This window comes from Bacillus inaquosorum KCTC 13429 (genome assembly GCF_000332645.1).
Classification (GTDB): Bacteria; Bacillota; Bacilli; order Bacillales; family Bacillaceae; genus Bacillus; species Bacillus inaquosorum.
This window is the reverse complement of sequence record NZ_AMXN01000009.1, coordinates 100,389-127,231: the sequence shown is the minus strand read 5'-3', so window position 1 is coordinate 127,231 and position 26,843 is coordinate 100,389. Positions and strand designations below refer to the sequence as shown.

At 33.9% G+C, this 26,843-nt stretch carries 32 protein-coding genes and 4 pseudogenes; 10 read left to right on the top strand and 26 right to left on the bottom strand.

What is annotated here, in order from left to right; genetic code table 11:
- The first annotated feature begins 316 nt into the window (after positions 1–316).
- A complete protein-coding gene (locus BSI_RS02230; protein WP_003241819.1) occupies positions 317–667 on the top strand; it encodes a DUF2200 domain-containing protein in 351 nt (116 codons plus the stop codon).
- A gap of 285 nt (positions 668–952) precedes the next feature.
- On the opposite strand, the pseudogene BSI_RS22360 reads toward BSI_RS02230, so the two are convergent.
- Both BSI_RS22360 and BSI_RS02240 read right to left on the bottom strand, forming a co-directional pair.
- Positions 953–1,236 (bottom strand): annotated as a pseudogene (locus tag BSI_RS22360) (T7SS effector LXG polymorphic toxin); the annotation flags it as partial.
- Positions 1,237–1,333: 97 nt separating this feature from the next.
- Positions 1,334–1,888 (bottom strand): SMI1/KNR4 family protein, encoded by a 555-nt coding sequence (locus BSI_RS02240; RefSeq protein ID WP_032732306.1) that lies wholly within the window; start codon positions 1,886–1,888, stop codon positions 1,334–1,336.
- 143 nt (positions 1,889–2,031) lie between these two features.
- On the opposite strand from BSI_RS02240, the gene BSI_RS02245 reads away from it, so the two are divergent.
- Positions 2,032–3,468 carry a flavin monoamine oxidase family protein gene (locus BSI_RS02245; protein WP_162532067.1) on the top strand — a complete coding sequence of 479 codons (1,437 nt, stop codon included), beginning with the start codon at positions 2,032–2,034 and terminating at the stop codon, positions 3,466–3,468.
- A 172-nt stretch (positions 3,469–3,640) separates the two neighbouring features.
- Here the strand turns inward: BSI_RS02245 and adhP are convergent.
- A pseudogene (adhP, locus tag BSI_RS22355) lies at positions 3,641–3,825 on the bottom strand (alcohol dehydrogenase AdhP); the annotation flags it as partial.
- A 383-nt stretch (positions 3,826–4,208) separates the two neighbouring features.
- Positions 4,209–4,850, bottom strand: coding sequence for an endo-1,4-beta-xylanase XynA (xynA, locus tag BSI_RS02250; protein WP_003241809.1), 642 nt, complete (start codon positions 4,848–4,850; stop codon positions 4,209–4,211).
- 307 nt (positions 4,851–5,157) lie between these two features.
- Here xynA and BSI_RS02255 point away from each other — a divergent pair.
- Positions 5,158–5,752: pseudogene (locus tag BSI_RS02255) on the top strand (ATP-dependent DNA ligase); the annotation flags it as partial.
- A gap of 65 nt (positions 5,753–5,817) precedes the next feature.
- Here the strand turns inward: BSI_RS02255 and BSI_RS0121655 are convergent.
- The 3 genes and pseudogenes from BSI_RS0121655 to BSI_RS0121650 form a co-directional block, all read right to left on the bottom strand.
- Positions 5,818–6,231: pseudogene (locus BSI_RS0121655) on the bottom strand (YoqU family phage-derived protein).
- Positions 6,232–6,443: 212 nt separating this feature from the next.
- On the bottom strand, positions 6,444–7,580 hold the full coding sequence (locus BSI_RS02260; protein WP_003241805.1) for a site-specific integrase: 1,137 nt from the start codon (positions 7,578–7,580) through the stop codon (positions 6,444–6,446).
- A gap of 1,520 nt (positions 7,581–9,100) precedes the next feature.
- The gene (locus BSI_RS0121650) at positions 9,101–9,493 is read right to left on the bottom strand and encodes a hypothetical protein (RefSeq protein WP_032732305.1); all 393 of its coding nucleotides are present in this window, start codon (positions 9,491–9,493) and stop codon (positions 9,101–9,103) included.
- A 288-nt stretch (positions 9,494–9,781) separates the two neighbouring features.
- Between BSI_RS0121650 and BSI_RS02265 the strand changes: the two genes are divergently transcribed.
- Positions 9,782–10,009: a helix-turn-helix domain-containing protein gene (locus BSI_RS02265; RefSeq protein WP_003241798.1), complete on the top strand. Its 228-nt coding sequence runs from the start codon at positions 9,782–9,784 to the stop codon at positions 10,007–10,009.
- A gap of 229 nt (positions 10,010–10,238) precedes the next feature.
- Positions 10,239–10,424, top strand: a complete 186-nt coding sequence (locus BSI_RS02270; RefSeq protein WP_003241796.1) for a hypothetical protein — start codon at positions 10,239–10,241, stop codon at positions 10,422–10,424.
- A 238-nt stretch (positions 10,425–10,662) separates the two neighbouring features.
- On the opposite strand, the gene BSI_RS02275 is transcribed toward BSI_RS02270, so the two are convergent.
- From BSI_RS02275 to BSI_RS02295, 7 genes are all read right to left on the bottom strand, one after another.
- Positions 10,663–10,944 (bottom strand): hypothetical protein, encoded by a 282-nt coding sequence (locus BSI_RS02275; RefSeq protein WP_003241794.1) that lies wholly within the window; start codon positions 10,942–10,944, stop codon positions 10,663–10,665.
- A gap of 229 nt (positions 10,945–11,173) precedes the next feature.
- The gene (locus tag BSI_RS0121645) at positions 11,174–11,518 is read right to left on the bottom strand and encodes a hypothetical protein (protein WP_032732304.1); all 345 of its coding nucleotides are present in this window, start codon (positions 11,516–11,518) and stop codon (positions 11,174–11,176) included.
- A 49-nt stretch (positions 11,519–11,567) separates the two neighbouring features.
- The gene (locus tag BSI_RS02280; RefSeq protein WP_003241789.1) at positions 11,568–12,224 is read right to left on the bottom strand and encodes a uracil-DNA glycosylase family protein; all 657 of its coding nucleotides are present in this window, start codon (positions 12,222–12,224) and stop codon (positions 11,568–11,570) included.
- A 110-nt stretch (positions 12,225–12,334) separates the two neighbouring features.
- Positions 12,335–12,646 carry a hypothetical protein gene (locus BSI_RS0121640; RefSeq protein WP_032732331.1) on the bottom strand — a complete coding sequence of 104 codons (312 nt, stop codon included), beginning with the start codon at positions 12,644–12,646 and terminating at the stop codon, positions 12,335–12,337.
- Positions 12,647–12,664: 18 nt separating this feature from the next.
- Entirely contained in the window at positions 12,665–12,796 is a 132-nt protein-coding gene (locus tag BSI_RS02285) for a hypothetical protein (protein WP_003241785.1), read from the bottom strand.
- A gap of 10 nt (positions 12,797–12,806) precedes the next feature.
- Positions 12,807–13,022: a hypothetical protein gene (locus BSI_RS02290; protein ID WP_003241782.1), complete on the bottom strand. Its 216-nt coding sequence runs from the start codon at positions 13,020–13,022 to the stop codon at positions 12,807–12,809.
- 3 nt (positions 13,023–13,025) lie between these two features.
- A complete protein-coding gene (locus tag BSI_RS02295; protein ID WP_003241780.1) occupies positions 13,026–13,277 on the bottom strand; it encodes a hypothetical protein in 252 nt (83 codons plus the stop codon).
- Positions 13,278–13,386: 109 nt separating this feature from the next.
- Here BSI_RS02295 and BSI_RS22335 point away from each other — a divergent pair, with 109 nt between their 5' ends.
- Positions 13,387–13,527 carry a DUF8096 family protein gene (locus tag BSI_RS22335; RefSeq protein ID WP_080030913.1) on the top strand — a complete coding sequence of 47 codons (141 nt, stop codon included), beginning with the start codon at positions 13,387–13,389 and terminating at the stop codon, positions 13,525–13,527.
- A gap of 35 nt (positions 13,528–13,562) precedes the next feature.
- Here the strand turns inward: BSI_RS22335 and BSI_RS22850 are convergent, their stop codons facing one another.
- The 11 genes from BSI_RS22850 to BSI_RS02345 all read right to left on the bottom strand — a co-directional run bounded on the left by BSI_RS22850 (position 13,563) and on the right by BSI_RS02345 (position 22,512).
- Positions 13,563–13,787, bottom strand: coding sequence for a hypothetical protein (locus BSI_RS22850; RefSeq protein ID WP_219858581.1), 225 nt, complete (start codon positions 13,785–13,787; stop codon positions 13,563–13,565).
- A gap of 187 nt (positions 13,788–13,974) precedes the next feature.
- Positions 13,975–14,943, bottom strand: a complete 969-nt coding sequence (locus BSI_RS02300) for a DUF4062 domain-containing protein (protein ID WP_003241778.1) — start codon at positions 14,941–14,943, stop codon at positions 13,975–13,977.
- A 36-nt stretch (positions 14,944–14,979) separates the two neighbouring features.
- Entirely contained in the window at positions 14,980–15,831 is an 852-nt protein-coding gene (locus BSI_RS02305; protein ID WP_003241776.1) for a hypothetical protein, read from the bottom strand.
- Positions 15,803–16,480 (bottom strand): hypothetical protein, encoded by a 678-nt coding sequence (locus BSI_RS02310; RefSeq protein ID WP_003241773.1) that lies wholly within the window; start codon positions 16,478–16,480, stop codon positions 15,803–15,805. Before BSI_RS02310 ends, BSI_RS02305 begins: the two co-directional genes overlap by 29 nt.
- Before the next feature lie 90 nt (positions 16,481–16,570).
- A complete protein-coding gene (locus BSI_RS02315) occupies positions 16,571–16,798 on the bottom strand; it encodes a helix-turn-helix domain-containing protein (RefSeq protein WP_003241772.1) in 228 nt (75 codons plus the stop codon).
- Between the two features lie 91 nt (positions 16,799–16,889).
- The gene (locus BSI_RS02320) at positions 16,890–17,327 is read right to left on the bottom strand and encodes a hypothetical protein (RefSeq protein ID WP_003241770.1); all 438 of its coding nucleotides are present in this window, start codon (positions 17,325–17,327) and stop codon (positions 16,890–16,892) included.
- A gap of 90 nt (positions 17,328–17,417) precedes the next feature.
- The gene (locus BSI_RS02325; RefSeq protein ID WP_032732328.1) at positions 17,418–17,801 is read right to left on the bottom strand and encodes a UPF0715 family protein; all 384 of its coding nucleotides are present in this window, start codon (positions 17,799–17,801) and stop codon (positions 17,418–17,420) included.
- Between the two features lie 96 nt (positions 17,802–17,897).
- The gene (locus BSI_RS02330) at positions 17,898–18,842 is read right to left on the bottom strand and encodes a bacteriophage abortive infection AbiH family protein (RefSeq protein WP_003241766.1); all 945 of its coding nucleotides are present in this window, start codon (positions 18,840–18,842) and stop codon (positions 17,898–17,900) included.
- 44 nt (positions 18,843–18,886) lie between these two features.
- Complete coding sequence (locus tag BSI_RS02335; RefSeq protein WP_003241763.1) at positions 18,887–19,129, bottom strand: hypothetical protein; 243 nt, start codon at positions 19,127–19,129, stop codon at positions 18,887–18,889.
- A gap of 907 nt (positions 19,130–20,036) precedes the next feature.
- On the bottom strand, positions 20,037–21,551 hold the full coding sequence (locus tag BSI_RS22845; RefSeq protein ID WP_003241759.1) for a DUF4062 domain-containing protein: 1,515 nt from the start codon (positions 21,549–21,551) through the stop codon (positions 20,037–20,039).
- Between the two features lie 82 nt (positions 21,552–21,633).
- Positions 21,634–22,512, bottom strand: coding sequence for a tyrosine-type recombinase/integrase (locus BSI_RS02345; protein WP_003241757.1), 879 nt, complete (start codon positions 22,510–22,512; stop codon positions 21,634–21,636).
- 174 nt (positions 22,513–22,686) lie between these two features.
- Between BSI_RS02345 and BSI_RS21880 the strand changes: the two genes are divergently transcribed.
- From BSI_RS21880 to BSI_RS22840, 4 genes are all read left to right on the top strand, one after another.
- Positions 22,687–23,430, top strand: coding sequence for a GIY-YIG nuclease family protein (locus BSI_RS21880; protein WP_003241756.1), 744 nt, complete (start codon positions 22,687–22,689; stop codon positions 23,428–23,430).
- 1,089 nt (positions 23,431–24,519) lie between these two features.
- Positions 24,520–24,660 (top strand): phage holin, encoded by a 141-nt coding sequence (locus tag BSI_RS22325; RefSeq protein ID WP_003241752.1) that lies wholly within the window; start codon positions 24,520–24,522, stop codon positions 24,658–24,660.
- 131 nt (positions 24,661–24,791) lie between these two features.
- Positions 24,792–25,922 carry a Rap family tetratricopeptide repeat protein gene (locus BSI_RS02350; RefSeq protein ID WP_003241749.1) on the top strand — a complete coding sequence of 377 codons (1,131 nt, stop codon included), beginning with the start codon at positions 24,792–24,794 and terminating at the stop codon, positions 25,920–25,922.
- Positions 25,912–26,055, top strand: coding sequence for a hypothetical protein (locus tag BSI_RS22840; protein WP_162532064.1), 144 nt, complete (start codon positions 25,912–25,914; stop codon positions 26,053–26,055). Before BSI_RS02350 ends, BSI_RS22840 begins: the two co-directional genes overlap by 11 nt.
- A 320-nt stretch (positions 26,056–26,375) precedes the next feature.
- On the opposite strand, the gene BSI_RS02355 is transcribed toward BSI_RS22840, so the two are convergent.
- Positions 26,376–26,843 carry a hypothetical protein gene (locus BSI_RS02355; protein WP_003241747.1) on the bottom strand — a complete coding sequence of 156 codons (468 nt, stop codon included), beginning with the start codon at positions 26,841–26,843 and terminating at the stop codon, positions 26,376–26,378.

Sequence of the window (26,843 nt, the reverse complement as noted above, 5' to 3'; positions counted from 1 at the left end):
TTATACTAGGTATTGTTTTCGCTTCGTTCCGCAACAACCTATTATCTTTGTTAACCATGCCTAAGTTGTGAGCTTTTTTTATTCTCGGGTTCAACTACCTCATTTTTCTCAAGTTTTTCACAGAATTACCAATAGATCTACTAGAGCTGTGTTATTTCCCCCACACCGTTATACCGTATATAAAAAAGTTGCACTCCTCCCCCCCCCTTTTGGACATGATTGCCGAGGGAATCTTGACGTCTACAAACGGCTACTTTGTTTGTACTTTATATGTTTCGTGATATATTAAAGAAAACCATACAAGTGAGGATGTATCATGACAAAACATCAGATCTATACAATGAGTCTCGCAAGGGTCTATCCCCTATATGTTACGAAGGTGGAGAAAAAAGGACGTACGAAAACAGAAGTCGATGAAATCATCCGTTGGTTGACAGGATATAGCCAGGAAGAGTTAGAAGCGCAACTGGAAAAACAGGCAGACTTTGAGACCTTCTTTGCGGAAGCCCCCCAACTGAATCCTTCACGAGCTTTGATCAAAGGTGTGGTCTGCGGTGTCCGAGTGGAAGACATCGAAGAACCAACTATGCAGGAAATTCGTTATTTGGATAAACTGATCGATGAGTTAGCAAAGGGAAAAGCGATGGAGAAGATTTTGCGGAAATAATAATTAAAACGAATTCCGTATATAAAATATAAATGAAGGTGTTTTATTGTTGAATCGGCAATAATCTTGAAATTTCAGGCAAGAAGCAGAAAATGATCAAACTTTATTCCAAACCAACATTATTTTGAAATGATAACGACTAGGGCATTTGTGTATAGTATAATATCCCCTGTATATTAGGTTTGCTCACCCAAGGGAGTCTTGCTCATCTCCTAATGAAAGGGGTGAGCTTATTTCCAGTATTGATGCTAATGCTTGTTTATAATCGCCATACTCGGCCAAAGATATGTAAGCATCAGACATCTTGGCGTCTTCAAGTTTTGCAGAAACGCTGCTCAAGAAAGCAATTTTCATATCGATATAGTCAATCCATTGTCTGTAACACCGATATGATCATGATAAGATGCATTAATGTTGTCAGCACCCTTGCCTGAGAACTCACTGTCATCCAGGTCAGCTACAGCTTTAAATGCTTTTCTGAGCGTAACCATTTGTGACCTTAGTTCCTTATACTCTTTGGTTCTTTTATCCGCTTCAGAGAGTAAAGATTCAGCTTCAAATACCTTCATATCATTCTCCTTCCAGCCTATTCTATGTAAATTTTACCACAATCAACTATTTCAATAACAGAAAAGACAGCCAAATCTGACTGTCTTATACATCGTATTATCTTGTTCTATAATAATTTTCTGCGGTATAATAGCGCCATTCCCAAAAAGTTGCACCATTGGATTGTATATACCGATCTAGAAATAGCTCAAAATTTAAATTTAATGGTGTATACTCCCCTATTTCTAATATAAAAAGATAGTTGGGATCCCCTTTATCCAATTTATCTTTGTCGATCATCAAATGACAACCTTCTAATAAGTGACCAATTGGGATACCATTGATGCCTTCAAACAAATCCTCATATTTTAATTCTTCTTCAATCTCTTCAAGGCTAAATAAATAAAGTCCTCCACCTATATTCTCCCCATCAGCGAGTATCTGAAAAATTTTCGCACCATTATGTAGTGTAATAAACTTCTGATAATCATCTGGAAGGGTAAGCTGGTGTTTAGCCTCAAAGCTTTGAATGTCATTCAGAGTTGCTTTGTCCTGTGAAAATGTAACAAGGAACTCCATGATATATCCTTCAGAACAAAACAATTTAATGGCTCCTTTTTCATCTAAGAGACTTTGCAAACCGTTTACTGTCTTATGAACAAAGTTAGTCAAATACATCACCCCATTATTGTTCTTGTAACGAGAATAAATGTCCCTTTTGGCATACAAATTCCAAAAGATATGAACAGATCGTGATAGACGCCCTTTTCATTGAATATAATGCAATAAATTCAAAAAAGAGGTGCCTCCCAAAAGTGAATTCTCTAATGAATGAAGACATGATGAAGATTATTAGAAATGGCCTTAGCGCATCGCATCATCCAAAGCATATTATTGTTGTGGGAGCTGGATTGGCCGGGCTTGTATCAGCATCTTTGCTAAAAAATTCCGGTCACAGAGTGACGATTCTTGAAGCGAGCGGCAGAGCTGGCGGCCGTGTCTGCACTTTGAGATCTCCCTTTAGTGATGGTTTGTACTTGAACGTTGGTCCGATGCGCATACCGAATAACCATTTGCTAACCTTAGAATATATAAAAAAATTCAGTCTGCCAACAAATGTATTTATCAACAGAACCCCAATGGACATCATTTATACGAATGGAATCCTAACACGTCTCCATATTTTTGAACGAAATCCTCAAATATTAAGATACCCTGTTGCACCGAACGAACAAGGGAAATCGGCTGAAGAGCTAATGCTTTCTGTATTGCAGCCAATATTAAATTTTATTAATCAAGATCCTGCAAGAAATTGGCGGATTGTTGAAAAACAATACAAGAATGAATCGTTAAGCTCATTCTTAAATACTTTCTTTTCATATGGAGCAATCGATATGATTGGTGTACTTTTGGATATGGAAGCGTATATGGGTATGTCCCTTGTTGAAGCGTTACGGGAATCAATCTTTTTTACATCGCCATCTCAATTCTATGAGATAACAGGCGGCATGGATCGACTTCCTCATGCGTTTCTTCCTCAATTAAAAACAAATATTCTATACCATCAAAAAATGATGAAAATTTCTCAAAATGAGAACAGCGTTACGATCCATTGTCAGCATCAACAAACAGCAGAACATGTAGCGTTCACAGCTGATCTTGCTATTGTAACCATTCCTTTTTCCACATTGCGATTTGTGAAGATCGAACCATACCATTCTTTTTCCTACTATAAACGGAGGGCAATCCGCGAACTAAACTATATGAGCGCAACAAAAATCGGCATAGAGTTTAAAAGCCGATTTTGGGAAAAAGCCGGGCAACGCGGCGGCAAATCAATTACTGATCTTCCGATTCGATTTTCGTATTATCCAAGCACTGGTATTGGAGCAAATGGACATGCTGTTGTTCTGGCGAGTTATACATGGGCAGATGAGGCACTGATGTGGGACAGTCTTTCAGAAGATGAGCGTATTCAGTATACTTTACTCAATTTATCTGAAATATATGGCGATATTGTATGGTCTGAATTTGTGTCCGGCGCCTCTTTTAGCTGGAGTCAGAATCCTTATTCTGCGGGGGCCTTTACAGCTTTCGAACCAGGACAAGAATTAGAGCTTTATCCTTATATCCCTGTCCCTGAGGGAAGAATTCATTTCGCTGGAGAACATGTCTCACTCACTCACGCGTGGATGCAAGGCGCGATCGAATCAGCAATCCGTGCCGCGTATGAAGTCAATCGTTTACCTTAAATCAGGCTGGCATCTTGTGATAAAGCTGATTGAATCAAGAATCTTGAAGGCAAAAAATAAAATAACGAGGAGGCCTTCAAAGAGCTCTTCATTTTAAAAAGAATGAAGACCAAAGGCTGCCGTTAATGAATCGACAGGCTTAATAATCTAGGACTCTCTTATTTTTTATCTATTACTCAGTAAAATCTATAACCATACGGCCGGTAACTTTGCCTTGTTCCATTTCATCAAATATATCATTAACATCTTGGATTGGACGCTTTGTCACTTTAGGTACAACCTTACCGTCTGCAGCAAATTGGAAAGCTTCCTTCAGGTCTTCTCTAGTACCTACTATAAAGAACCTACTACTTGAATCTGCAGCTAGAGTATAGAGGCTAAGAGGTGCATTAAATTGTTAGATGAAGAAGGATTATGTGAAGGTGTCTTTGAGAGCAAGCGCTGACTACAAAAAATACCGCTATTAAACAAAAAATTGATAGCATTCTCATTTTATAGGGTAAGTTTTAAAACCTGATGGAGAATACCCTACCTCCAGCAATGCCAAGGCCGTTCGCCTAGTAGAAAACGACCTTTAACCATTACTAACGATTTTAATAATCATTTACCATACTCGAAGCACATATTGGGATTCCAACTAAAAGACCGTCGCCTCTTAGTAACTCGCAATAACAATGATTATAAAATTTCTCAAGGAACGATCAGCAGCCCGTTAGCTACCCCTGATTATAGATGATCTGTTACCACACTGTTACGTTAGAACTTCCACTACTTTGATATCCCTCTGTCGCTAAGACTTGGTAAGACCAATTACTACCTAGATTCATTCCATGACTTTTCCATGCGTTAACATGATTGCTGAAAGTGATTGTAGCGTTGCTTCCAGTTGGTCTCTTTGACTGGCGAACACTCCAGTACTGCGTAAAAGTAGTGCTTGGGCCATCAATGGAAGGTGCGTTATAACGTGTAGTTGTATATATGTCATATGTACCCCCATCACTGTTTACAGTACCTTTATACGTTCCAGTAGGTCTATAAGTACCCCATGAATCCACTACATAATATTCTATGAGAGGAGATCTCGTCCAACCATATAAAGTCAAATATCCATTGCCGTTCGGCGCCCAAACTCCGGCATTATAGTTTATTGTCCTAAATGGCGAACCTGTTGTCCAACCTTTACCAACAACGAAATTTCCGGTATTAGACCAATTAACACTGTAATTCCCGCCAGATCCATTGACAGCGTTTACTATTCCGCCCCCATCGGTCCAATTTTGCCAGTAGTCTGTGCTAGCTGCAGAGGCGGTTGCCGAAAACAAGCTAATACTCATTAAAGCTGCCGTTAATCCAACTAAGAATTTCTTTTTAAACTTAAACATATGTTACCTCCCATAATATTTTTTCTGATTTTGACATGAGGTAGCACTCGTATATATTTAAAACATTCTTAATTACTAACGCCAAAGCTTTTGATCGTCCTCTTCAAGATAATACCACGAATTCACGAATGAATATTAAGAATATTTGTAATTTAATTACAAATTCCTAAAAATCACATTATAAGTGGTCTTGTCCCGCCATAGTCTGATCCTTTTTTCGTAGAATCACAATTCTTGTTTCTTTATCTGATGGAGTAATATCTGTAAATAATCCCCATTAAAACCATTTCGTATAAAGGAGATATACATTAGAGATTGTGAAGTCATTGTAGCTGCTTAAGGTGGTGCTCCTGACTTTGAAACGTTTCATGTCCAAAAAATCAGCTCATAAGATTGTTTACTGTGTCTTCGATGTTATCTACAAAGACGGTCAGTCAATTGCTTCTAAGCCGCTCACTGTGCGTAAGACAGTTCTGAACTCACTTGAACTGAATCATCCAAATGTTTGTATTATCGAAGGAATACAAGGAAACGGACTCGCTTACTTCAATCTGGCCAAAGAAAAGAATTTAGAGGGGATCGTAATCAAGAATGTTGAATCCTCTTATGAAATTAATAAACGTTCAAATAATTGGCTGAAAGTGATCAATTATGATTACACTGAAGTTCTCATAACCGGCTATACCAAAAAGGATAATCTGTCTTATCCTGATGGAACAGCAACTGGGTTTATGGAATTTATGCAACATGCAGAGCGAACTAAGTTCCACTCTATGAAACAAGTAAAGTCTGAATCTGACGAATATGTATTTATTGATCCTATCTTATGTAAAGTTAAGCACAGATTTAAGACTAAACATGGTAAACTCCGCATCCCTTCCTTCGAATCCTGGAGAGTATAATCTCTCCGTTACATACCTCCTTAGTGCAAAACCCTTTAAAGTTGAATGAAAATTTAGTACATGGATCAATTAGTTTTCATCCATTCATCGAAGCTATAGGGATAATCGACAGTCTTTATAGACCCTATTTCTTTTGCCGTCTGACGGGTTTTCATACATCCCTCATAGCTGTAAACCTAAATTTCTTTATAATCTCTTAATTCACCGGATTTCCCTGTGATGATGAAATGTCTAAAGCTATTGATTAACTCCCAAATATTACCGCCATGTGAAAACCCATTTGCTCTATAGCCTAATTGGTATGGCTAAACGTCTTCCCCTGTGTAATCATCAACGAAGAACAGCTTTGTTTTAAATCTGGAATAAGCTACACGATCCTTTGACTTACAAAAGAAAATACGTCTATCAATGCTTCCGATAAGCTTTATCAGGTCGTTAATATCATTCATGCGTTTTATTTGCTCTTGATTTGGTAATATAGTTTTTATAACTATTTCACTCACAATTAAAAAGTTACCCTTGCATTCCTTCAGCCGCCATGCTATATTCATATAGCGATGAGCTGAATTGTGTAAGCCGATGTACATGCCCTTTGCGGCACACACGAATGTGGCGTGTTCAAAGAGGTTTTACAAACCCTTACATACCATAGTTTATCGCTATTTTTTATTTCATTAGGTCACAGGTGAGGTCACGATTTTAACAATAAATCCATCTTATCCGCTGCTTCTAATTGCATTGATGGAAGAGCGTGACTGTATGTTCCTAATGTTTGTTTAATATCAGAATGACCTAGCCTTTCTTGTACAATTTTCGGATTTACTCCAATACTTATGAGATACGTAGCATGTGTGTGTCTTAATGCATGAGGTTTTATTTTAGGTAATCCTAGCTGCTTTCGTATTGAATGAAATCCCCTTCTCCAATTGCAAGGTGGTAACCAATTCCCCAATTTCGTACATACCACTAAGTCTAGATCATTGTATTTTGCTCCTGCTTCTTTCTTGTCCTTTTCAACAAGGCGTTTATGCTTCAGCAGGCTTTCACAAAGTGACTTTGGAATACTTATCTTCCTATAAGAATTAACGGTCTTAACCTCTGGTTGTAAGCCATAATTCCCTTTCTCATCAATTTTACACAATGTTTGACGAATGGTGACGTACCGTTCTTTCCAGTTTATGCTTTTCCATTCTAAGCCCAATACCTCACCCATTCGCATACCTGTTTTAATGGATATTTCATAAGCAATGAAATGTCTTGATGGCCGTTTGATTTGTGAGAGATCTAAAAATCGTGTTATTTCCTCAGGTGTCCATGTTTCCACTCGTTTATTTTCACTAGGCAAATTTAATTCATCAAAAATGCTTACATCAAGCTTTCTTCTTCTTGCTGCTTTCTTAAATATGCTCCTGGTTAACTGGACTGCTCTTCTTATTCCATCTGGTGCTATTTTCCTAACAAAATAAAGAGTGTTTATCTGTTTCTGTAGTATCTCTTCAGTTAGTTCATCGAATTTATATTCGGCTAGGTATGGCAGCACGTTGTATTCCAATATCTCTCTATAATTAATGTATGTGCTTGCCCTCTTCACTCTTTTGCTCTCTAGCCATGTTAGGGCATACTCACCAAAGGTGTCTGTAATCTTCGGCAAATATTGTTTTTCTTTCTCAACTTCAATGATAACTTGCTTTAATTTTTGTTCAGCTTCTTTATAAGTCTTAATCCCTTTTCTTTTACGCTGAATCCTCTTTTTTGTTATTGGATGTGTTCCACCTGAATAAACAAAATAGTATGTCCCTGTTTTGTCGTCTTTTTTAATTTTCGTCATTCTGTTCACCTATTTAAGCGAACACAAGGGAAAACGTACTAAAGACAATTATAATAATACGCTTATAAGAAGTCACATAAAAAGGACAGAGAGTCTCTTTTCTCTGTCCAAAACACTAATTGTAATTATTATGTTGATCTTCTTTTTCAACTTTTTTTCTTTCTAAATAAAGTTTCTTTTATAATCCATAAAAGCTTTTGCCATCAATTCAAGATTCGGCTCGTTTCTATATTTCACAGTGCAATTTTGAAGGTTGTACTTTTTGAATAGCTCATCTATAGTCACGTTAACTTACTTTCCAACTTTCTCTTTTCTAAATAAAGTTTTCTCTGGTAATCAAGAAAAGCCTTTGCCATTGACTCTAAATTTGGCTCATTACTATATGTAACAGTGCAATTTTTCAAATTGTATTTCTGTATCAAATCTTTTTCTGTCATATTCTCACTCTCTAAGCTGTATTTACAATGGTGTTAATTTGTATGAAAAGAATCATATCATGAGAGACAAGTTTCAACCATGAATAAAAAATGGCAATGATTGATATGATGTATCCTTCCTACTTACGTTGTAATATGGCTAACCTTTTGTCTCCCATCATAATGAGATACATCACTAAATTTTCGTTCCCCCTTTTTAACCTCCTGCTCAAAGTGTCTTTAACTACAAGTTCTCTTAAAATTAGTGTTATTTGTCTTGATTTTTGTTTTGATCTTTCGCTTGATTGGTTGAGACTACTGTATCAAGTGTCCCTAACAGGTTCGGACGGCGGAAAATTACGTTCTCCTACTTGTGGCTTGTCCTGCATCATCCATTAAGTGCTGACGAAGGATGGGTGTATCGTTTAATTCGCCTTTATTAAAAAGGAAAAAATAGAAAGCATACCATCTTCATTTATTGCAGCGGCTGAGTCACTACCCTGTCAAGTTTTACGTGTTAGTCGAATTCCACAGCAGTCTGATCTTTAAAAAGGCATCACTAAAGACAACACCTTAATTCAGGAGCATAAGACTGACTTATATAATTATAGAGGAAGTGAATTTAACTCCCCACCCTCATCGTCGCAAAACACGACATCGTCTATTTAAACAACAGCTAACACTTCATCTGCTGCTTTCCAGAAAGTAAAGATGTCTACATACTCTTTTTGAAACGTTTGTCCATGGTTCTCAACCACCATACATTCAATTACATCAACATCAGGATGTTTCTTTTTAGTCCGTTCTATAAAGGTCGAAAGATGTCTTTCGTAACTTGAAGAAAACAATTAAATCAAAAGCTTATTCTGTCTGTTGTAAGACTTTAATTCATAGGATTTGCTCGTTTTCATTCAATTCATTCCCTTGATTAAATTATTATGTTTCAATACAATGGGAAGGTATCAACCCTTTACTGATTAGGAGAGTGTGATCGCACTCCCTAATCACCCAAACCATGCTACAAACTGCATAAATATAGCCGGTACAGCTACTAACAATACTCCAATAACCATCTGACAGAATCGCTCATTATGTACCTCAGTTTTATTCATCAGCGTCAGCTTCCTCTACGTCATACTCACCAATTCTACATAAATTATCGCTAACTCTAGGGATAACTGTTTGTCCTCCAGCCATTTCAAACATCACATGTATATGATCAATTGCCATTTGCAACATTGACTCTAAATTGTCTCTTGCGTCCTCTTTACTTTCACCATCTATATTGAAGGAAACAGGAATAATGATATCAGTATGTATGTTGAAGCGCTTTGTTGGTGCTCCATTATTACTTGTTTCAATGAAATTAACTTCTTCTGACTTGTTATTCTGGATAAAATGATGAAACTTTTCAGTTATTTCCTCAAAACGATCTTTAATTTTAATTACCTTTAAGTTCGCTACGTTAGTTCCTACAGTGTGTCGATTAATTTGCATTGTCATTATCCCCTTAGTATGTTTTGTTTTTGTCTAAGATTTGAAAGCCTTCTAATGTAATAAGCTGACGGTATCAATAAGTGCGCCTTATAAAGTCGTGTGTTTCAATTTAACATCCTCTTTTTCCACTTTCGCGAATTATGATTCACTTTAATGAATTTATGATATACCTAAATGAAATTAACGTCAATAACTTTTTTGAACATTTTTTATTCATTAACATTATTCTGATACATGTTGTGTTATAATAAATTCAACAAAATGAATTTCTCGTAGGTGATATAAAAAATGAAACCACTAAAATTGAGTTATAAGCCATTAAAACTCACTTTGATTATGAAAGATAAAACTAATCAGGATTTAAAAGCCGATTTGAGATTAGCTCCTGCTACGCTTGCTAAGTTAAATAAAGATGAATATGTAGCACTTTCTGTGATACATAAGATTTGTGAATATCTAGAGTGTCCAATACAGGAAGTTGTAGAGTTTGTAGAGGATAAATTTGAACAGTTTTAACCAAGAGTATTGCAAGTGAGCAATATTTTAAAATTTTACTATTAAACAAAACCATTGAAATATTAGATTGCGACAAATTTTCTTAAACAAAAGTATTGCAAATATCAGAGCCTGATTGAGGCTCTTTTTTTCTAGGAATAATTTAAACGTAGAAATTTAAATGAAGAACAATGATACTTAACAGAAGGAAATCTGCAGCTAGAGTATTAAAGCTGAGAGGTGAATTAAATTGTCTAATGAAGAAATGTATTATGAAGAATATGAAGAACTGAAGAAGAAAACAACCAAGGTTATTCATAATAAGAATTATTCAATAAGGTTTATTGAGCAAACAAATGGCAGCGATGATGAAGAAGCGTTTTATAAGGAGATCGCACAGTTATTGTTTGAGAGGGCTATGAGTAAGAAAAAATGAATGGCAATAAGATCAATCATTTAGGAAAGGAGAACAAGTAATTGGAGAAAACGTCCCCTTAATTTCGGATGCTGAATTATATATAATAAAATTATGGATCATAGAAATACCCACACTTTGTTTAAATCAGCAACTAATTATAAACTATGAAGGATATAGTCAGTTTTTAACCGGACTATAATTTCATTATTCAAATAAATTTCTTTAAAATTCTTATTTTATTGAGACACAATGAGGGTTAATCCTCATTGTGCATAATTGGCCAAATACAGCTTTCCACCTTTATTTTAAGTTCTTCTTTTGCTTTATCATCTAACTTGTTGTAAAGCTCCCTTATGAGCTTTCTTTGATATTGAATATGTTCAATTAAATAGTCTTTTTTGTAATTCTTTTTTAACCCTTGTTTAGTCAGTAACCATTCGTCTTCATACCCAATAAACTCAAGCAAAAGTGTCTTAAAAGACTCGTTTTCTTTTTCCAGAGTCTTAAGACGCTTTTTTGTTATATGATCTGTAGTCATTTTCAATTCTCCTTAATATTTAACTATTTGTATAAATCAAGCGATGACTTCCACTACAAAAATTGCTGGTAAAGATAATATACTGTTCTTTTTAATTCCATCTTTGGAGAGCCAGAGAATTTATCTAGCAACTCTTTAACCTCCGCTTTGCTTATACCAAGGTGATAATGCAAATCAAACTCCTGGTTTCGCACTTTCTCAGAACCAATATCATTGAATCCAAATAAATTCACTTTAAAACACAACTTTTTTTTAGATTTGTTTTTTTACGATCTAAGGTAATCATTATTGTATTAAGTTTATTATCTACCTCAATGGATGTACAAAATGAATGATCTTCATCAGTTTTTATCTCGATCATGCAATTGTGTTTTTCTTTTAAATGTTCAGATAGCATAGTAGACAAGTTACCATCTGGAATTTTCGCCTGTAATTGCCCTACCTTACTGATGTCATAAGTAACATAAGGTTCTTGGATATCTTCATGAAGAACAATAGGCACAGATTCAATTTTACCTTCGTTTAAGCTATACTCTATATATCTAACCTCTTCTTTTAAAGATCTATCTTTCAAGATATTTCCCCCTTCAATTGGACAGTTTGATTCTTTTAACTAATTTTATTCAAACAAAGTTCTTTATTCGAACCCAATCTTGTCTTTGTTTATCTAAGGGTCTTGAGCTTTGTGCCAATTTTCCAATATGATAAACAGGAAACCACTTTGTCTCATTTATCATTACTGGTTCCCCATATTTCACCACATCTCTCAAATAATTTGAGCATTTTATGTTATATACTCTTTTAACAGTCCTAAAGGCTTTTACTCCTAAGGTAATAATGATTTTAGGAGTAACAATTTCAATTTGCCTTTTTAAAAAATGTTCACCGCAATTTCTATACCAAGCAGTTTTTGTTGTCCCGGACAAATTTTCTGTTTCTTTCATACAAAGTATTGCATTTGTCAAGTAAGTGTCTTCCACATTAACACCAATAAGGGATAACATTTCAATTAGTTTATTGTTTGTTTTATTTAAAGGATTAACTTGTCCTTTGTTCCTAATAAATGCCTCAGCATGACCCCAATCTTGACCTATGACCATCACCTTAGCATTTAAATTACCGCACCATCTAGTCCATGGATTAATGTGATTTGAGTCATATCTTCCATCTAAAATTACAGCTGGATTTTTAACTCCTTGACATAAAGTACATTGTTTCCTTTGGTGAACTAATTCTCTATACTCCCTATTTTTTGAGACTGGGTCTAGTATGAAAGACAAAATTTTACTCCCCTTTTAAAATTGAGTATACTCTTCTTTAAATATAATGATTATTTTATTACTATTATACTACAATTTTCCATGGTCAAACTAAACAAAAAGCAGTCTATTCAGAACTGCTCCTTAGTGTTTTCTTCTTTTAACTTTTTGTTTAGTTTGAACCCAATTAAGACATTGACAATCGCAGCTGGAGAATATAAAATCCCTGCACCCATTATTCCTAACGCTGTACTTGAACCCACTATAAATGCCTGCATATCTGTGTTTCTTGACTTCAAGCAAAGTAATACTAGGATACCAGCTAAAACCCCCATAACCCGTGCAATACCCGGAATAAAGAAATCTGTTAGAACTCCAAATAATTGCCCAATAATTGATAGCACAATCCCGAAAAAGCTGGACAATAAAACTAATTTTTTAATAGCACTCAACCCCTTTTTTCAAAGTCTCTTCCATTCAACATACTCAAACCGTATCTGATACAAGTCTTCAAGTCTGGCAGCCAATTCAATCCAACCTTCTTCAACAATGCTTTTCTTTTCCTCATCCTCAATCCACTCTATCCAATACACCTGAACACTCCTAACGCTTTACGACTTGAATTTCTCTTACCTCACATTGCACATTACACTTTGTTTTGAGCTCACTTGCTACCTCAATGACTTCATACATTGTTTGCAATTTAGAAGCGCCGTGTAGGTCGTTAGATGTCAAATAACCGTCCTCATCTAACTTAAATGATTTGAAGTACTCCTTGTTTTCAAACTGCAGTACATAAAAATAATCAACCAAAGGCATAAATCAACCTCTTTTAAATAATTTTATAATCCTCATAGCTAATGGCAGTAGCCCCATTAACATGAAAAAGGCAATAACGTTAAGCTTATTTTTGAAAAACAGGCTGGCCAAATTTCTTTCCATGCCCGCTGCTGTTTCTTTATCCATGAGTTCTTTAAACTCTTCATCATAGACCTGATCAACAAAAATAAACTTAATGCCGGTTAATAGCCCAATTCCAAGCCAGATAATTAAAAAATAAGCTAATCCAATCATTTGTTCCTTCCCTATATCGAACGAAATTTGCTATTTTTTAATATGTTGAATAAATTATGTAGGTGATCTTGTGTAAGAAAAATACGAAACAAACGGGTATGATACTTCAATCGTTTATGATTACAAAGAGTATCCTGATGTAAAATACGGTCGCTGCGACAATCGGGATTACACTTTGTTCAAAAGCTCTGTGAAGAGTGGAATATTCTTGCGTGAATGCAGAAGGTGTGGCATGAAAAAGAGCATTTAGTGTAATGCTCTTTTCATTCTCTAAATATAGTTTTTTCACTCCCATAAACTTCGAATTGGGCGACGTTTTCTTTTCTCACCTTCGCACTGTCTACAGCCTGAAGTAAGGTACACTGTTTTGTCATTATTTAAGGAATTATTATGGTAATATTTTCTCGTTGTTTTTGTAACTTTGTTGCCATGACTACAAATTTCATTCGAAATACTCTCATATTCTAATGTGTAGTCTTTATGATTTTTAAATTCATCATAGCCTGTCACTACGCATCCTCCCAAAATAACATAAATTAGTGTTTTGATTAAAGTCTACAACTTTAAGTATTATTTAAAATTTAAAAAGAGCAAGTTTATATATGAAGGCAAGTACAACTAAACAAAGGACATAAATTAAAAGAAGGACTATATATCTCAACTCACTGCGACTCGCCTCCTTGTTAACATGGCTCTTTTAAAAAACTGGTTTTGTATGTTGCTTCATTTCGTAGGCAGCAATAAATTTTTGACCATTTTTAGAAAGCTGTATTCTTTGATAAACTTTTCCTGCTACTTTTTGTTTCTCCAGTAAGTTCAACGCCAAAAGTGGAGGTGCGACATCAAAAAAACAAAATTTCTGAATATCACTCATTCCATAGCTATTCTGAATACCTATAGAGAAATCATCCTTAAAAAACATAAATAAGTTAAATAAGCTCATTTCTTCACCAGCAACTTTTTCAAAAGCAGTTAGATTTGGTAATTTTATCTTTTTGTGGTTTAAATAATTGATAAGCTCCTCATAAGAGTAACCATCGAATTTACTTTCTCTTTCTCTTTTTTGTTGCATTTGTTCAATACGTTCTTTTAGTTTTATATTTTCTTTAACCAATGAAAGATTCTCTTGAAGAATATTTTCCAGATTTGCCGAGTTTTCTCCCGAAACCCAACCTTTTAATTCCTTATTATCCTCTTGTTCTTTTAAAGATTCTAAAATAGCAATTTTTATATCTTTTTCATCACTGAAAAATCTACTTATTTTAGCTAATACTTCTTTTCTAAATTCTTCATACTTTCGAGGATTCTTTTTTTCCATTACTTTGCTTCCAAAACGCTGTATTTTTTCTTCTAGAGCGTCTTCTTGGATAACTATTGCAAACCGTGGCTTTCCAACTTCTCCTGCATAATCGTATTCCCAATGTGTATAGCTTTTTCCTGTTTCATCATCAATTTCACCATAACGCCCGCCTAGTATTAACATATAAACATCTGATTCATCAATCCAACGTTTAATGGTTTCTTTTTGAGATTCATCCCCAGCTTTGAAAAGCTCCATACCCGCTGGGATATGACCAGCATTTAGTATTGCCTCTACAGCTATTTGCCTTTCTTCAACTAAATCGGTATAAGTAGATGAAACAAATACTTGTAATTTCTTTTTCATAGTATCTGACCTTTCCTCTTGAAAAGACTGGTTTTATTATGTTAAAAGCTTTTCGTAATAATTATTTTTCACTGAATATGCAAATGACTTTCTAGAAAATTTAAGCCTTCCGCCTTTTACTCTTTCACCACAAATATTCTCAATGATTATCGAAGTAGCTTCTGCACTTAAACCCTCAAGGAGAGCTATTACTCCTCTTAGATAATTTTCAGTTAAAGGTATTTTTTCACCAATATTATAATTGCTATTTGATGCTTCTTTTATATACTTGCTATCAATTATTCCGTTGTTGTGTACGAATAAATTTCTTCTCGCTGTTATCTCAGAGAAAAACATTAATTCCTTTTTGTAGTTTGTTTCAAAATGATCGGCAAACTCTAATTTAAAAGATTTTTTCGTGAATAAATCTGTTGGTTTACCATAGAAAAGACTCCTCACTTTTTCTTCTATAATTTTATTAATAATTTCTTCACGGCTGATACTTTCAACAATGTAACTCATTAGTTTGGTACCATCAGTTACATTGTTGCTTGACTGTTTATTACTCTGCAGCTTATGGGGATAAGCTTTGTAAACCATTGTTACTATCTCTCCCCAATAAAACTCAAATCTAGCAACAGCGTCAATTAAAATTCTCTTCGGGTTTTCCTTCTCAAGTAATCTGTTTATTCTCCCCAATGTTTCTCCCCTATCTAGCTGTCTTACAGTAGTTTGTCCATAGGTAGGATTAGCTTTAACTAAGTCAATTTCGTTTTTTATTATCTTTTCCTTAATATGTGGAAAATAAAAATCAATTAATGTGTAAGAGTCCCACAACATCCTCATATCAGTTCGATATTTCTTAAACGCATGTCCAATATTAGATGCTAGCCATTTTTGATTTGTCATTAAATTTACCTCGTGAATTTTTTAAAAATAGTGGGCCTTCCCTCATTACCCTTTTAACATGTTCTTTTAATACGAATAAATTTGATGATTCTAAGCAATTAACTTGATCATCCGTAATATAAGCCTCCGACAACCATTCAGGCACATATCCTAAATGTTGTTTGCCCAAAACTAATCTTTTTAAAGCTAAATTAATTTTCATCTGAACCCAGTAGAGATTAGAATAAGTTCCAAGGTACTTATTGAAACTATATTTTTCACCCTCATGTTCAATAACTTCAGTATATTGGTTTACATAACAATCTTCTTTTCCAGTGTGAGGAGTGTTTCGCACCCATATGGTTTGGTTCTCTACTTTCAAAAAAGAGATGTTCTTTTTATGGTTCTTTCGCATAACCAGTGCACCTTTTTTCAATAGTTGCTTATCATACTCCTCCAGAAAAACAAAGCATCCTTTCCACTTTTGATCATTAATTTTAGGTCTTATAACATTATGCTCTTTTATAATTTCATTTTTCATTCCCAAATCAGTTACTTCAAAATTTATAAACGGGAGTGAGTGACAAAAGGTTGAAGAGTTATAAGGAGTTGTATTAAAACCATTATTATGGAACCTAATCAGCTTTACATATCCTCTATTTATCTCCATGTTTTCCTCCATTACAATAAAAGTGCGATTTTATGTAGACCTAGAAAACTTGTAATTCCTTCCTATGCTTGCAACTTTAGTATACCATTTTCATCCTGAGTGATCGATATGGTTATGGCTTTTTTGGAAAATCAATAACTCATGCAGCTCGATGTTTAAATATGTACAGACTTTATCTAACAGCTCTCTTGGATACCGCTCCATTTCATCTCTGTATAGCTTTCTGACAGTCGGATACTCATGATCAATTTCTCTGGATAGCTGCCTGATGCTGATCTTCCTTTCGTCTAATAAGGGCTTTAAATTTGATTTAATCACGTTCTCACCTCTTGGTTATTTCTGATCACTTAAAATGATCATTAAATAAATAATAATGGCCAAGGCTTTTTTCTCCTTGGCCTCGCTGAATTTAATACTCATCAGGCTCTTCATGTTCAAATCCATAAATACCGTTTATCCAAACATCTCCACAACCTGGATTCTTTGTAATCTCTAACACGTGATTACGATTAGCATCTCCCTCTACTCGGTCTGTAGCAGTATAGTCTAAATAATTTCCGGTAAATTCTTTCTCACTACGTGGGAATACCCAGCCAGCAAGAGTAATTCTGCTGATTTTCATATTTAGAGTACAACCTTCAGCATTGCGAATTGTGAATTTGTAAAATAGCCAAGTACGGTCATAATCACGATCAAAATAATCTGCCATAGAAAAACTTTCTGAATCCTCACTCATGTGAAAGTTAACATTTTTGTACTCTAATGTAAGCTTTGCCTCGGCATTTGGAATACTAAAACTCGACATAAAGCCAAGGCAAATCAAAGTCAGAACGATTAATTTTTTCATTCCCTCTCCCCTTTTTATTCCAATTATAATATAAATTGGTAATTAAAGGACGGTCTTTTTTCTTAATAAGGAAGAAATTTTATGACGTTCTTACTTAGCTGCTTTCTTTGCCTTGTTTTGCAGAAAAACTGAATCCCAGATCCAAAAGATTAAAGCAAATGAGATGCTAAATAAGTAAATTTCGTATCCCATTAGAGAGTCTATGGTGGTCTTTGGATCAGTAGTTACAGCAAAGATTAACCACACTAAGAAGGAAAAGAATATGTATATGAGTAAATATTTCAAGTTAAATCTTTTTGGTTTGCGATTCAAGAAATATTGAACAGGTGCTGCAAAGAATAAATAGAGGATAAAGAGAATAACACTTATTAAGAAGTATGGAATATAGCCATCATAATCAATGCCCAAAACATAAACAACAGCAGCTGATAATGCAGACAAGACATGCACAATAAATATCCTTAAAACTCGCATGTTTATAACCCCTTTCATGTTAGAAGCTTCTTCAACATTGTCTAGATCCCTCCTTAAAATCACTTTAAAATCCATGTTTTATTCAGACTTAGTTTTCTATGTTGGTGAGTTTTCTTTTACACTGAACACACTAAATTCACCTTTAAAACCACATTCTTTAATTTTATTCTTAAATGATTCTCCAGTTTCTTCATAATTAAAATCATTTAAAAACCATGTAAGATTCTCTGTATCTAACCTTTTGCAAATTTCTCTAATGTATGGAAGATCAACATCTGAAAACGAAAAACCATACGAGTATACTTTTTCTATATCACCAGATAGTAATTCATAGAATTCTTCTTGTGCTAATTTTATTATTTCTTCTGTATTTTTCCTCAATGCTGAATGAATTTTAGACAGTGAATATTCAGATCCTGTAAAAGAATTTATTATTTCTTTGTCATCTTCACCGTGTCCAATTATTATTTCACTGTTTTGTTGTCCGTGTATTGGATATACGGGAATGGCATCATAAACCGACTCTAATACAGGTGTATAGTTAAAAGTTAAAAAAGTGTCTTTCCATGGGTCCATTAGAAATTCAAAAGATTCTTTTGATTCCACTTCAGCTATATCAATAGTATTAATCCACTCAGAAAACAAATCTTTTATTTCTAAGGATGCTAAGTAAAAGTTGGAGGTAGCATCTTCATTTCTATAAGCCATTCTAAAATCGGATGAATCATCATCTTCGTCTTCGAATAAAGTTGACATAGCATATAAGTGGTTATCAAAATTTAATCTACCTAGACTAGCTTCAAAGTCACTCCAATCCTCTCCACTAACTTCTGAGATTATATTGATAAGAAATGCAACAAGTTCTTCTTTGTTAAACTTTAGTGAGCCATCAGGCATTTCAGAAGGTTGAATACCAAATGAAGGATCTAACTCTACAGCATTAGGATACATCTCCAATAAATAATTGTAGAAATCTTTATACCTTGTTGGTAAACCGTGTGCTAAGTCGAAACCATTGCCTATAATAAATAAACTACTCATGTTTTCACTCCTAATTATTAAGTTTTACTGCAGATCACCCAATATTATGTAAATTCACTATCCTTTCTTTCAAAGTGATATGAACAGTAAACAGAGTTGCTATCTTCAACTATAAAGTATGTATCCTGAATTAAGAAATTTGTGTAACCTGCTGTTTTGAGTATCGCTTTACTCACCATGAGCATATCCATCTGGATATCATAATCTGTTAAAAGAGCCAAATCAGTAGTAAACGCTGCATGTAATTCAAAGAAAGAATTATCAAATTTAAAGTTTAGGATTTTCATAACGATCCCCCACCACCTTACCGTTTCCTTTATTATACAGTGAGAGCTTAACTAATTAAAACTGCTGTTTTATTCAGAACTTAATATCCTTTGTTCCTTTCCCTCTTCCGTCCATTGCTGATGCTAGTCACTTCATATTTTCTTTAATATAGCTATGTTTATGTAAATTTAATAGTTGACAATGGGAAAATTGTTAACGTAGCCTTACACAAGGTTATTTGGAGCGTTAAAGAAAAGAAACCCCTCTCGTTTTTAAAAGAAAACAATCTTGATGTTCACCATATAGACTGCTTTTCATACAATAATAATCTTGATAATCTAACCTGTCTTACAAGAAAACATATGTGAAATACTCACCAAACAGAGAATAAAGTCTAAAATAGAAAAAAAAATGCAAAAGAAATCATCTCACTTAGACAAAAATTTGAAGATGAGGGGTATAACTTGTTTGACCCGGAAGACTTTTTCAATGTCGCACGGTATATTAGTGTCACGTTCAATTAACCGTATAGAACCGTATCGGAAATATTAAAAGAAAAGAAATACGCAAACTTGATTTAACCCTCGAAAACTCTCTAAATCATTTTTAGTCTACTCAGTGAAATCCCCGCGAAAATTTACAATAATCTTCAAAATCGGAGGTTCATTAATGTCCTCTATTGATGATTTAAATGAATTTGATGCTGTATAAAATTGAACAAAAATATGGTTTCAAAGTTGTTTCTGAAAACCCGCTTGACTCATTAGCATATATGGATTGTGAAAATGAGACGCTTTATTCTTATGTGTAAGGGTATCTCATGAAGTGGGAAACTGAATAAAAGTCATATTTTAAAGAGATTAATAATCCTAAGTACATCTTTTAAACTTTTAAAAAAGAAGTCACCGTTCTAATTGAACGGTGATACTAGTGTTCTATTTCTAATTCTCCCTCAAAAGTGATTTCTGAGTATTTAGATGAAATTTCATATCGTAATACATTTGGCGCAGCATTAAAGTATAACACCGAAGGCAAATAAACATTAGTGTTATGTTTAAGATAATTTTGTTTATAGCTGATAATATCAAAACCATCTTCATTATAGTATTCGTAAACAAACAGTTCTTCTAGTGCCTCTATATACTCCTCCTTATGATCATCATAATCCGACCAATCGAATCGAGAAGCATATGAAGTTTTTTGATAACCGTCATACTCTTGTATAGATACTGTTTTTTCAGGTTTGAAAATAACATCCACATAATCAAAATCATCATATTGCCGAAGTATGTTAGCTCCTGGTATTGGTAACTCTTCTTTTTTACATAATAATCCTTCTTCAAAAAATAATTTCACATCTATATCTTCATCATATTGTGTTCCGGTATTAGAAAGACATAAATTTAGCACATATTTTTGATCCAGTTCATTGAAGTAAATCAGCCATTCATTATAAAGCTTAATCTGTGAATGTAATCTCCTTAGTAGAGCGTATTTTTCCTTCTCTTCGTCTTTACCTATTAATTCATACGATGTTCTTGAGGATGATCCTATAGCCATCGCACCAAGAGGATTTTGTTGTTTTTCAAGATGGCCAACATTATAGAAATCCATTTCGTCGATAGTTATATTCTGATGTATACAAAAGTTATTAATGGCTTCTTTTATAGAATCATTAATTGTTATTCTTTCTTTTCTGAAAAATGAAGATTGTATTGAGTTATGAACTTCTTTTTGACCAACAGGAAAATTGAGTTTCTCCATTTTTTGTATTTTGTCTATTTTACCGATAATCTCATTCTTCATATCTAACATATATTTAGAAGTTGTATAATTATTTTCTGTTGCATTTGGTTTTTCCGTTATTCCTCCATTATAAGCACCTTTAATGGACAAATCGCTCCGTGTTTTTGTAGCTTGTTCACCACCTTTTTCAAATCGTCTTAAAAAATGCAGAGTCAAATGGTTAAGGAATTTCTTTTTAAAATCTTCAGTATTTGTGAAAGTATCATAAATATTAGATTTCCCATATCTCTCTTTGAACTGTTTGATTTTTTGATACTGCTCAAAGTCAATCTCTGAAGGATTAATTGGCTTTTCACAAAAATAAAGAAATACTTGCTTATCACTTTTAATTAGTTCCACAATTTCCTCTTCAGTTCCTGAACCATAATGATCTGTAGGTGTTCCGAACCTTGTCCAGAAAACTGCTACAGCTGCATCACACTCTAACACAAACTGTTGATTTAATAATTCTTGTGGCCTTCCGCCTGATTGCGGATAAGAATCCTTACTCCAATGTTTAGTATTAATAATGGCATTATTTGCATGTCCAAACATCCTATTAAAATCATCTACTGTTTCATTAATGATTTTCAATTCCTCTTTTACATCTGAAGGACAAGATATTAGTAAGTCATATAGGGTCACACTCTTTGGCATCTGTTTCTCCCTTTCAATGAAAATAAGCTCTAAACCTATTTTATCCTATTAATCAAATAATGACTATTTATCTACATTAATTTCATTCAATAGTATAAACATCTGCTGCTGCATCCGCCATTTGCTTTTCTGTAGGTATTGTATAACGCTGTACAACCGCCACAGTGTTCCCCAAGAACCTAGCGATTGTAGATAAGTCCCAACCTCTCTTAGCCAATTCAGTAGCAAGCGTATGGCGTAACATGTGAGGTGTTATCTCGTATTCTTTCAAAAGCATTTGAACTGTCCTGGTTGTTAATTTCTTATTTGATCTACTTACAAAGGCGTATTCGGAATCATCATTTCTTGATTCAAGATAACGGTGAATATATCGAAACCTCTCCTTACTTATTGGAATGTCTCTAACTTTCTTCCCTTTTGATTTATTAATGTGAATTAGATAAGGATTCCCTTTCAAAGTCATATCTGCTTTCTTTAGATCAACAAGCTCTGAAACCCTCATACCAGTAAGACGCAACATATCAATGATGGCCAAGTCTCTATAATTGATTAGCTTTGGTTTGTTCTTCCTGTCACCTATCCGTTTTCTTATGGATTCAATGTAGTTAACATCAACTGATTTAGGAGCCAATTCTGAGATGTGCTGCGTCTTAGTGATACGAATATCCTTAAACGCTTCATACTGTTCAGTATAAATACAAAATGAACGTATACTAGCATATATTCTGTTTATACTTGCCGCTCTGTATCGCTTCCCTCTATTTGTTTTGATTGTTCCGTTTTCTAGTGAATCAATAAATAATTGAACAATTGTAGACGATAAGCGGTCAATTCTAATTTCGTCATCACTCAAGTATTTATTGAACAGCTGCAAATCACGTTTATAGCTTTGTTTTGTGTTTTCAGCTTTTCTAAGTTGAAATATGTAATCCTCTATTAAATTGCTATTGTATTCTTGCATCGGTTCACTCCTCATATAACTTATGCGAAATTGAGTCTCTTATAAATAATTCTTTTTATAATTAAATCTTAGCACTGTGTTTCGCATAAGTAAATGAATTATTTCGCATAATTACAGTTATGCGAAGTTATGTCTAGCCTTCCATTCTATTCTTTAAAGGAGCATCAAACCCTTATGACAAATAAAAAGATACGTGGTATTTACAAAATTGTTAACAAAATAAACATTAAAGTTTACATTGGAAGCTCGGTTAATATTGAATCAAGACACCAAGGACATAAAAGAGATTTAAGGAATGGGAAACATCATAATTACTTATTGCAGAAAGATTGGGATAAGTATGGTGAAAAATCATTTGAATTTGTCACAATATCAACTCATGATACAAAATGCAGACTCAGTATATTAGAGTACCAGACAATTGAAGAATATAAGAAACATCACACAGTTTATAACATAAGCAATCCACTAGAAGAAACAAGCAGAAGAAAGGACAAACGAAGAGTAAACAAAGGAAAAAATACAAAAGGTGTTGTTTACAAATATACTCAATCTTATGTCCTTCGATGTCTTACGGAAGAACTGTTTGATAAGGCTAGAGTTCTACATAGAAATATCGGTGAGCGTGTTTACTTTTTAAAGTCAGACGTAGATAAATGGATGCTTAACTCTATTGAGAATACAGAGATAAGATCCGATGATCGACTGCCTGGCTTACTGAATCGATGGTATAATCAAGTGGGTTTTTCTGTTCTTGAATCATCAGCTTATAAAACAAGATTGACTAAACTTGGTGTTGATGTTCCTCTGTTTAAAGACATTCTTGTCCTAAAAGATCTTGTTAACACACTTATTAAAATGAGAAAGATCCATTATTTATTCCCACAAAACGAATTGGCCGAAGCTCTGTACAATTAGACACCTTACAACATTCTTTATTAGACTATAAGCATGTTAAAGATAAAGATAAGCTCTCCATTTGCTGACTTCTTTTCAAATGAAATGACCACCGCAAAAGAACAGATTAGTAAGCGGTTGTACTATAATAAACACCTAATGGATACTTATTTTAAAGGAAAGATTAAAGAGCATAATGTCATTACGGATTGCGACATTGATAAGGTGTTACATAAGATGTACTTAAGATTTGGATTCAGAGAGTATAAGCGAAACAATTATGAGCATGTCTTTGATCTTTTGGGTATCAGTGCCCCTGATTGTAAAGCCATAATTGCAAATGAGCAGGTATTAGAACAACTTCATATCTTCCCTTCTGCAGATTATTTAAGTTCCTCACCGTCCATCTAAATGATTTATCTATGACGAGTTTCTTCTATTATATATGCCCATCTAAAATAACCCTTTCATATATTCAGCCTTTGCTCTAGGTTATTAGATATTATGATTGAATAAGATCGTTATTGATATTCGTTAAGTTGTATAAAAATAAGTCTTCGATTCATTTTTTGCTGTTACGATAACGATTAACGATTAATAATATTCAGCCTTATACACCCTCTTAATTATTCATTTTTTTAATTTCGCCCTTGATTTTCATTCGAATTTGTGAATCAGCCGAAAAAATCTCAAAATCCAATATTTGTTACTGAAAAGCAGGTATAAGACTTATTATATAGGGATTTAACTACCAATATGTGGGGGTATATTAACATCCAAATACTCAAAAGCAAGAACAAATGTACCCACAGCACTTCCATTTCCACACCCTATCCAAATTTTCATTTTCCTAATTCCACATCAAAATTACCCTTTTTCACATCGTAATCGCTATCGTAAAAGCCTATAGTATCAACGTTTTTCCTTCTTGAAATTTTCCCTTTTTTATCAATATCTCCTTAAAACAACCACTTTCCCCTACTCCCGCTTATGTTTTACGATCGTTTACCTCCTATTCACTAATTAAAGTATCAAAATCTTTATGTTTACTGTCTTTTTTAGTTCTTTATAAATTTTTACGATACGCATGTTACAGATATACTATATGACTTGACTGTATTTGGTGACGACTTAACAGAGAAATTTAATGCCCTTCTAACTTTTTTAACTGCAATGGGAATTGTGGTTGACCCAACAACTCAAGGTATTTCTGATAGTGAACAAGCAATGAATTATGATTCACCGAGATAACCCCCTGCCCTTCTCTTAATTGAGGAGGGTATTTTTTTCGCCTTTTAAGAAAACATTAATCTTCCTTATTCATTTAAATATGATAAAATATTACATATTAGTCTATTGGATACATAGAGGGAGGGATTTCAATGGAGCAATTAATTCCGTCATCCACAGTTGGAGTTAAAATCAATGAGTGGTATAAATACATACGGATGTTCGCCGTTCCAGATGCAGAGATATTAAAAGCAGAGGTTGAAGAAGAAATAAAACATATGAAGGAAGATCAAGACTTATTGCTGTATTATTCTCTAATGTGTTTTCGTCATCAGCTAATGCTGGATTACCTTGAACCTAAGTCATTGAATGAAGAACGTCCTAAAATTTCAGACTTATTAGAAAAGATCGAAAGCAGTCAAACAAAGCTTAAAGGTGTCCTGGAATATTACTGCAATTTCTTTAGAGGAATGTACGAATTTGATAAGAAGGATTATATAAAAGCAATAAGGTCATATAAAATTGCTGAGAAAAAGCTCGCTTTAGTAACAGACGAAATTGAACGAGCTGAGTTTTATTTCAAAATGGCTGAAGTGTATTATCACATGAAACAAACCCATGTATCAATGCACTATGCAGAAGCAGCCCTTAACATTTATAAAGGCCAAAAAACTTATACTGTTCGTAGAATTCAATGTGCATTTGTTGTAGCAGGGAACTTCGATGATTTGGAAAGTCATGAAAAAGCTATTCCACACCTTCAGAAAGCTTTGAAAGATTCGAAAGCTATAAACAAGCACAAACTAATAGGGGCATCATTATATAATTTGGGAAACTGTTATTATAAGATGAAAGAGTATGGCAAAGCTGCTGAATATATTGAACAAGCAGTCTCATTGTACGAAAACGATAAAAGTGATCTTCTCCCTCATACATTATTTACACTGACACAAATTTACTTCAAAATGAAGGATATTGAAAAAGCCTTTATTCTTTATAAAAAAGGAATCGAGAAAGCACAAGCCATAAACGATGATGTCTTAGTTGCTGAGTTTAATTACTTAAAGGCTTTATATATCGACTCTATAGATAAACGCACAGTTTTTCGAACTTTTTCTGTACTAAAAGATAATGTTATGTATCCAGATTTAGAGGAATTAGCACTCGACACGGCTAATTATTGTAAGGAGATAGGGCAATTTGAAAACTCAACCACCTTTTTTGCCGTTATGGTGGATGCCCGAATCCAAATACAAAGAGGAGAGTGTTTATATGAAATTTAAACTTGCATTAGCCACCTTGTCAGTTGTCGTTGGATTATCAATTTTTAGTGGCTTTTCATCCTCGAATGACAAAGAGTTCCATGAAGCTAAAAGGAATATAACTTCTATTCAACCAACCAAGTTTTTTGTTTAATGTTAAACCCATTAGAAATATTATTGAACAATGAGGGCTACCAATTGCCAACTCTTGATTAATTGTTAACTCATTAAATTAAAAAGACCGCACTTATTGTATTTTATAGTGCGGTCTTTTGTCTTTAAAATAAAATTTAATGGTTAACTTTCACTAAAGGCTTATATCATATGAATCAGAGGGCATTTGAAAATTGAGTACATTATTCTTCAGTAGGCTTATATGAATGATATAACATCATTGACAGATGTTATATGGATTTTCAAAATCACTTTACACATGTAGCATAAATCTCTGTGATTCAACTATTTAAGCATTCCCTAATCATCTTCATTAAGAATATCATCATAAATACTAGGTATGTCATAAGCAATACGGTTAGCAGATTTATAGATCTCTTCAACTATGTTTGGTTTGGAAGAAGAGGAAAAAGACAATTGGAAGTGAAATTGATCCTTGTCTCTTAATTCTTTCTGATAATCTTCGTCAGTAATAAATGCAATGCTGTTTGAATGAGAATACTTGTAAACAATAAAAGAAACAAAAGTTCTCTTATCCCATGAATATTTCTCTTCTTCATAATAAAAACGAGTTTGATATGTTCCTGTTAAAACATAAAAATTTTTTTTTAATTCAACTGACAAAACATGCCCTCTGTTTTCTGCTTCAGTAGGAAAGTCAATACCTCTCCAAATTTCATCATCTTCTAAAGTAGTCCATTCATATTTATCGCGGTTTTTATAAATCTTCTCTAATACTTTTATGTCCTCTTTTTTGAAACTATTCAT

What these genes read in the sequence shown, in the direction of transcription:
- BSI_RS02260 (WP_003241805.1), bottom strand. Translation starts at nt 7,580, where the DNA reads ATGACGAAAATTAAAAAAGACGACAAAACAGGGACATACTATTTTGTT.
- BSI_RS02320 (WP_003241770.1), bottom strand. Translation starts at nt 17,327, where the DNA reads ATGAAAAAATTAATCGTTCTGACTTTGATTTGCCTTGGCTTTATGTCG.
- BSI_RS02275 (WP_003241794.1), bottom strand. Translation starts at nt 10,944, where the DNA reads ATGACTACAGATCATATAACAAAAAAGCGTCTTAAGACTCTGGAAAAA.
- BSI_RS02330 (WP_003241766.1), bottom strand. Translation starts at nt 18,842, where the DNA reads ATGAGTAGTTTATTTATTATAGGCAATGGTTTCGACTTAGCACACGGT.
- BSI_RS02305 (WP_003241776.1), bottom strand. Translation starts at nt 15,831, where the DNA reads ATGACAAATCAAAAATGGCTAGCATCTAATATTGGACATGCGTTTAAG.
- BSI_RS21880 (WP_003241756.1), top strand. Translation starts at nt 22,687, where the DNA reads ATGACAAATAAAAAGATACGTGGTATTTACAAAATTGTTAACAAAATA.
- BSI_RS02335 (WP_003241763.1), bottom strand. Translation starts at nt 19,129, where the DNA reads ATGAAAATCCTAAACTTTAAATTTGATAATTCTTTCTTTGAATTACAT.
- BSI_RS02295 (WP_003241780.1), bottom strand. Translation starts at nt 13,277, where the DNA reads ATGATTGGATTAGCTTATTTTTTAATTATCTGGCTTGGAATTGGGCTA.
- BSI_RS02345 (WP_003241757.1), bottom strand. Translation starts at nt 22,512, where the DNA reads ATGCAAGAATACAATAGCAATTTAATAGAGGATTACATATTTCAACTT.
- BSI_RS02310 (WP_003241773.1), bottom strand. Translation starts at nt 16,480, where the DNA reads ATGGAGATAAATAGAGGATATGTAAAGCTGATTAGGTTCCATAATAAT.
- BSI_RS22840 (WP_162532064.1), top strand. Translation starts at nt 25,912, where the DNA reads ATGAAATTTAAACTTGCATTAGCCACCTTGTCAGTTGTCGTTGGATTA.
- BSI_RS02265 (WP_003241798.1), top strand. Translation starts at nt 9,782, where the DNA reads ATGAAACCACTAAAATTGAGTTATAAGCCATTAAAACTCACTTTGATT.
- BSI_RS02290 (WP_003241782.1), bottom strand. Translation starts at nt 13,022, where the DNA reads ATGCCTTTGGTTGATTATTTTTATGTACTGCAGTTTGAAAACAAGGAG.
- BSI_RS0121650 (WP_032732305.1), bottom strand. Translation starts at nt 9,493, where the DNA reads ATGCAAATTAATCGACACACTGTAGGAACTAACGTAGCGAACTTAAAG.
- BSI_RS02350 (WP_003241749.1), top strand. Translation starts at nt 24,792, where the DNA reads ATGGAGCAATTAATTCCGTCATCCACAGTTGGAGTTAAAATCAATGAG.
- xynA (WP_003241809.1), bottom strand. Translation starts at nt 4,850, where the DNA reads ATGTTTAAGTTTAAAAAGAAATTCTTAGTTGGATTAACGGCAGCTTTA.
- BSI_RS02300 (WP_003241778.1), bottom strand. Translation starts at nt 14,943, where the DNA reads ATGAAAAAGAAATTACAAGTATTTGTTTCATCTACTTATACCGATTTA.
- BSI_RS02325 (WP_032732328.1), bottom strand. Translation starts at nt 17,801, where the DNA reads ATGCGAGTTTTAAGGATATTTATTGTGCATGTCTTGTCTGCATTATCA.
- BSI_RS02230 (WP_003241819.1), top strand. Translation starts at nt 317, where the DNA reads ATGACAAAACATCAGATCTATACAATGAGTCTCGCAAGGGTCTATCCC.
- BSI_RS22845 (WP_003241759.1), bottom strand. Translation starts at nt 21,551, where the DNA reads ATGCCAAAGAGTGTGACCCTATATGACTTACTAATATCTTGTCCTTCA.
- BSI_RS02355 (WP_003241747.1), bottom strand. Translation starts at nt 26,843, where the DNA reads ATGAATAGTTTCAAAAAAGAGGACATAAAAGTATTAGAGAAGATTTAT.